The sequence below is a fragment of the Bradyrhizobium sp. LeoA1Lang genome (genome assembly GCF_055413685.1).
The window spans coordinates 1-5,526 of the sequence record NZ_JBVAPG010000287.1 but is presented as its reverse complement, the minus strand read 5'-3'; the positions used below and the strand labels follow the sequence as shown (position 1 = coordinate 5,526).

General features: G+C 58.1%; 4 protein-coding genes and 2 pseudogenes. 3 read left to right on the top strand and 3 right to left on the bottom strand.

Translation table 11 applies throughout. From position 1 onward, the window contains the following. A pseudogene (locus ACZYOF_RS41775) lies at positions 1–378 on the top strand (transposase); the annotation flags it as partial. A gap of 531 nt (positions 379–909) precedes the next feature. Then, the gene (locus ACZYOF_RS41770; protein WP_463719396.1) at positions 910–1,818 is read left to right on the top strand and encodes a hypothetical protein; all 909 of its coding nucleotides are present in this window, start codon (positions 910–912) and stop codon (positions 1,816–1,818) included. 697 nt (positions 1,819–2,515) lie between these two features. On the opposite strand, the pseudogene ACZYOF_RS41765 reads toward ACZYOF_RS41770, so the two are convergent. Continuing rightward, positions 2,516–2,778: pseudogene (locus ACZYOF_RS41765) on the bottom strand (ABC transporter permease subunit); the annotation flags it as partial. 10 nt (positions 2,779–2,788) lie between these two features. Between ACZYOF_RS41765 and ACZYOF_RS41760 the strand changes: the two are divergent. Beyond that, positions 2,789–3,016: an integrase core domain-containing protein gene (locus ACZYOF_RS41760; RefSeq protein WP_463719397.1), complete on the top strand. Its 228-nt coding sequence runs from the start codon at positions 2,789–2,791 to the stop codon at positions 3,014–3,016. A 72-nt stretch (positions 3,017–3,088) separates the two neighbouring features. On the opposite strand, the gene ACZYOF_RS41755 is transcribed toward ACZYOF_RS41760, so the two are convergent. Together ACZYOF_RS41755 and ACZYOF_RS41750 are read right to left on the bottom strand one after the other, a co-directional pair. Continuing rightward, the gene (locus ACZYOF_RS41755) at positions 3,089–3,400 is read right to left on the bottom strand and encodes a hypothetical protein (protein ID WP_463719395.1); all 312 of its coding nucleotides are present in this window, start codon (positions 3,398–3,400) and stop codon (positions 3,089–3,091) included. After that, on the bottom strand, positions 3,397–5,130 hold the full coding sequence (locus tag ACZYOF_RS41750) for a GMC family oxidoreductase (protein ID WP_463719394.1): 1,734 nt from the start codon (positions 5,128–5,130) through the stop codon (positions 3,397–3,399). Before ACZYOF_RS41750 ends, ACZYOF_RS41755 begins: the two co-directional genes overlap by 4 nt. Between the last annotated feature and the right edge of the window lie 396 nt (positions 5,131–5,526).

Below are 5,526 nucleotides of genomic sequence, written 5' to 3'. Positions count from 1 at the left end.
GCGACGTACAAGGGCGCACTGTCTGGCGAGCTGTTCGTGGACCTGCTCAAGAAGCTGATGTATCGCCGCAAGAAAGCGCTGCATCTGATTGTGGACGGGCTACCCGCGCACAAGAAGGCGGTGGTCACGGACTACGTGGCGAGCACGCAGGGAAAGCTGACGCTGCACTTTCTTCCGGGATATGCCCCGGATTTGAATCCCGACGAGCTCGTATGGAGCCTCGTATGGAGCCATGCCAAGCGCACTGGCAATGCACGCCGGCCGCTGCGCGCAGGCGAGAAATTGGAAGACCGAGTCCGCACCCAGCTCGCCGACATCGGCAACCGACCAGCTTTGCTGCGTTCCTTCTTCAAGCATCCAGATGTCGCCTATATTTCTGACCTACGAGTAATCTCGCTGGGACAATCGATTGGCGCCGGCGCTTCGAGATTCTTGGCTTGCGATTGTTCTTAGGTTCGCCTGCCGAAGAGGATGCAGTTGTCCCCACCAGATGTTCGACATGGACCCTTTGAAAAATCACCCGAATAAGCAAAGCGCGTGAGGTTTTCCTCCTGCCGCGGCGGTTCTCTGCCATACGCAAACCCCGCCGACATTCGAATTCAAGCTCCGGCTGGGCCCCCTTGCCTGTTCTGACCACGTTGCGCGGAAGTCTTTACGGTCCTCTACTCCTGGGTAGGAATCAGATGCGAACTCGACTGAGGAACTCCTGAAAAGAAGTATTGATCCAGGAGTCAAATAGCTGGATCAGCATTTGATTTCTGTTAGTGGTGCTCATTATGAGATCCTTTGGCGCTCATATCCGTTTTATAGACACTGCGCGCGTCTCGGGCTCTCCGACTCTTGTGACCCGCTCAAATCGAATCAACTTCGTCCGATTGGTATCGACAAGGCTGCCAAAGGGAGAATGGAATGGACCCGCTTAACAACATCAACCCATCCGCCGCTTGGACGAATTACGTCGAGCCGCAACAGGAAGAAACGGGGCAAGCAGACTTTGAGCAGCGGCTTGGAGAGCCTCAGCCAATCCTCCAAACATCAGATGCACTCGGGGCCGGATCGTCCCGGACTGACACGGAAGGCAATATGAGAGCGCAGGCTATCCAGGAGAACGAACGGTGCGCAGCTGCAACCTTTGTCAGAACGCGCGCTGAACTTGCCGCAACGCTGACCTGCGCGAACGTTGCGGCGCTCAGAAGAGAAATCGAGCTGGCTGCGCAAAAATCAGCACAGTGGTCAACAGCGACTGGGCCGTCACCCGGCAGTGTCGATCGCAGCCGCGTTTTCGATGACGTGGTGGCATCGTCGTATGCGGAGCTGCAGCGTTTCCAAAACGACGCCGGCCATTGCAAGCCACATGTGCTGGACCGTCAGAGCGCGATGGACCATTTGCGTTCCATGGCGTCTTTGCGTTACGACGCCGCCCCCTGGAATATTTGGGGAGGGCAACAACTTGATCTGGGTCGCGCGGCGGCAGAGCACATGAGGGGGAATACCAATTGTTCGCCTTTTGTATCACTGTCCGAGGACGCCTCACAACTGCTCCTTTCGCCGGACGATGCCAACGAGTATGGCGCGAAAGCAATCGCGGAACACGCGAATGAGTTGCACACCTACACGGTGCCCAGGGCCGCCACTTGGACGTCCGAAGAGATCGTCAGGATTCTTGAGGACGGGACTGAGAGTGATGAACCCAATCTAGCATGGGTGGGTGATACCCCAACTGAGGAGCGCGAGGTACTGTTTCTGGGCGGGAATCTGGATGACTATCGGACCGCTAGCGAACCGAATCCATACAAGAAGTCAGAGACAAGAGGCTGAGTCTAGAAGATCCAGAAAGGGCGATTTGTCTTGTTCCGATGCTCGGAAGAATCGGAAGCAGCGTTCGCGGCATCTATAATAGACCGATCGGCGTGGCCAGCCGGGGGCTGGCCGCGCACCGCACTTCGGCAATCCGAGTGCTCAGCGAAAACCTGCACCGCCTTCAGTCCGCGGCGCTGCTGTCCTCATAGCGATAGAATCGCGCCCCGGACAATGCGGTGTTCGCGGTGTTCGCGGCATCTCGGCTAGGCTGATAGCCAACACCACACTCCCAAGAGCGGTTCCAGAGTGCCATAGGGCGATCGCCAGCAGCACGGACGGAATCACCATCATGGCATCAACCAAGCGCATGATAAGACTGTCCAGCCGCGGGACAGAGCCGGACAGAAGGCCCAGAGCGAGACTGCTGCTGATGGCGGCGACCGAAATGCCCACGACCAGCGAAATCCGTGCGCCGAATATCACGCGAGAATAGACGTCCCGGCCGACCATATCCGTTCCGAACCAATGCATGGTGCTGGGGGGCTTCAAGCGGTCCATTGGGGCGAAGATAGTGGGATCCGTTGTTCCCAGGACGGGTGCCAAGAGCGCGCAAGCGACCGTTAGAGAGAGGAGGCCGCCCCTATGGCGATCAGCTTATGCCGTCGCCATAAAAGCATTGGCCTGCTTTCGAGTTGAATCATTTTGGAGGATACGGTCATCGATAACGGATCCGCGGATCGACCAATACATACGAGATATCGATGATCGGATTGACGATCACGTACGCGAACGAGAAAACCAGGACCACTCCTTGGATGATCGGGCCCGCATGGCGATTGCATCGAGAGTCAGGCGACCGAGCCCTGGGATGGCGAACACGGTTTCGGTCACCACGGCGCCTCCAATCAAGAGAGCCACGCCAATTCCAATGACGGTGATGATCGGAACGCCAGCATTCTTCAGGGCGTGAACGAACAAGCATGAGGACATCTATCTCAGAGGCTATGCCGACGGCCGCGAGGCCAAGGCAGGGGTCGCAAGCTGGATCGCCTTCTACAACGATCGTCGCCTTCATCAGGCGCACGGCTATCGCACCCCGATGGCGGTCTGGCGCGAACGGATGCAGGCCGCGAAGGCTGTGGACATGGTGGACAACGCTGCCGCGTTGACCACATGCCCACAGCAACTGCAGCAGACAGCGTCTCTGGCTGCGTGATAGAAAGGGATCAGGAGCGGTCAGTTTCCAACTAACAAACCGGTTCAAGCGGTCCCGCTCCGCGGGTCCATTTCACAGCATCAACGACAATGTCGCTCCAAGCCGGTCCAGAATTAAGCCGGTGACCGATGCTCCGTTGAGCACGAAATGACCAAGGTCGCCGTGAAGAACGTGCCAGAACCACTCTGCAAATCGAACCAGGAACGGTCGGTCAAGGCCCAGCATCTTTCGGACGTGTCGGATATCCTCAGGGCTCGCACGATCGCCGGCAATGACAACCACAGGATCACCTGGCGCCATATAGAGGATCGAAAAGACGATGAATCCCACGAGAACGAGGACAGGAACAGCACAGACCAGCCGACGTACGATTTGACTGATCATATCAGGCTCCTCTTGTATGAGGCCTTGAGACTGTCGGCTATCTTCTCTGCCATCATCGGGACCGGAACGTTGATATTGGCGCAGGGGATTGTCGGCATTAGCGACGCGTCGCAAACGATTAGTCCATCCATGCCGTATACGCGGCCATCGGAAGCGGTCACCGCCATCGGGTCGTCGGGTGATCCCATTCGAGCTGTTCCGCAGGGATGCCAGACCCCGCCAACATTATGCTTGAGGAATTCGTCCAGCTCGTGATCATCCTTCAAGAGCCGGGCCAGTGATGGCGTATCCCCTTGGATGATGCGCACCAGCTGCTGACGAACAAGATCGCTGCGATCGATGAGAGGCGCTGCGAAATCGGTGATCATGCGATTTCGGAGGCTGGGAGCCAGCAGCTTCTTTATTCGTGCCGAGAAAGTTGATGGCACAGCACCCCAGACGACGTCCGCAAGCCTTGGGTGCGTCACGGCTCTGGCGGACAGCCGAAACGCGTCGGCCAGACGGCGTAGATCCCGGACGTCGGAAAGCATCTTAAACTCAATCTGAGCCGGCGTTCGGCGGTCGGCGGACCGCAGCCGCACGTGGCCCGTGGAATATGACTTGTTGACCCATGAGAACAGGTTGGCAAGCTGACCTCCGACGGCATGCCAGCCTGCGCGGGCGACGATGCCGGTGTGCATGTCGCCGGCGGGAGTGCCTTCGAGAGCGGACGTCCATCGAAGCAGACTTTGAATGTGGTAGTTCTCACCGGCCGGCAGACGCGCTTCCGGAGTGATGAGCGCCGTAACACCGATGGAGGGATGTTCCATCAGGTTTCGACCAACACCAGGCCGATCGGCCACGACTGTAAGGCCCAGATTGACGAGATCTGCTCCCGGACCAATCCCGGAACGCAATAGGAGTGTCGGCGTTTGGAGCGCACCGGCACAGACGATCGTCTCGTGCGCGCGTATGATCTGAAGGTTTCCGCCTTCATCCATTAATTCCACTCCAGTCACCGCGCCATCCGAGGCAATGAGTCGGGTGGCAAGCGTATTGCAACGGATCTCGAGCTGCGGCCTTCGTCTCACTTCGTCGCGCAGATACGTCGTTGCGGTCGTGGCGCGGTGCCCGGCACTATCAAGGTTGACTGCGGTCGGGTAGATACCGTCTTGCCAGATGCCGTTCTGATCTTGTCGTCTCTGGTATCCAAATGATGAAAAAGCGTCATGGATGGCCTGGGTAAAGCCAGAGAAGCTTGCAGGATCGATATGAGTGATAGGCCATGGACCGTCGGTCCCGTGCAGGACACCATCGCTCGAATATATCGCTTCCATTTCGAGTTTACGAAAATAGGGTAGGACGTCGTCCCAGCCCCATCCGCTGGCGCCGGCCTCCCGCCAATGATTGTAGTCGTCCGGTGATCCGCGGTTCGATCCGATGCCGTTGATCAGCGAGCCGCCGCCCAAGCCTCGAGCCTGTTCATAGGGGGTTTCTGGTCGATTCGAGCGCCGAGCCTCTCCCGTAAGCCTGACCGTCAAGCCTTCCCAGGTGAGATGTCTGTCGAAGTACGCGCGGCCCGGGTAGGGTGACCTCACGTGTGGAGGAAGTGTCTCCTCATCGAAGCTGGATCCAGCCTCGATGAGGAGAATACGAAGGCCGTGGGCCTCCCTCAGCCGCGACGCGATGACCGCGCCGGCCGAGCCGCCGCCAATGACCAGATAATCGTAAATGGGACTGTTCCCTGCCATGGTCTTACGGTCCGAACGAACGGTCTGCGTTCATCGCAATCATTTCTCGACGTTCCAGAACACCGGCATTGGGGTATTGAGGAAATCCTTGAGGCGCTTCTTGAAGGCGATAGGTGAAAAGAACTTGCCAAGAGGCACGACTGGATGGTCTCTGCTGAAAGTTTCTGGAGCGTGTCGATCAAGCTCTTGGCGGCCTCTGGCGTGCCAGTGGTCGCCCAGGTTTCCTCCGACGCCACGCCACCATCTCGTGCTGAAAGCTCTTCGTCGAGCTGAAATGGACCCGCGGAGCGGGACCGCTTGAACCGGTTTGTTAGTTGGAAACTGACCGCTCCTGATCCCTTTCTATCACGCAGCCAGAGACGCTGTCTGCTGCAGTTGCTGTGGGCATGTGGTCAA

What these genes read in the sequence shown, in the direction of transcription:
- ACZYOF_RS41770 (WP_463719396.1), top strand. Translation starts at nt 910, where the DNA reads ATGGACCCGCTTAACAACATCAACCCATCCGCCGCTTGGACGAATTAC.
- ACZYOF_RS41755 (WP_463719395.1), bottom strand. Translation starts at nt 3,400, where the DNA reads ATGATCAGTCAAATCGTACGTCGGCTGGTCTGTGCTGTTCCTGTCCTC.
- ACZYOF_RS41750 (WP_463719394.1), bottom strand. Translation starts at nt 5,130, where the DNA reads ATGGCAGGGAACAGTCCCATTTACGATTATCTGGTCATTGGCGGCGGC.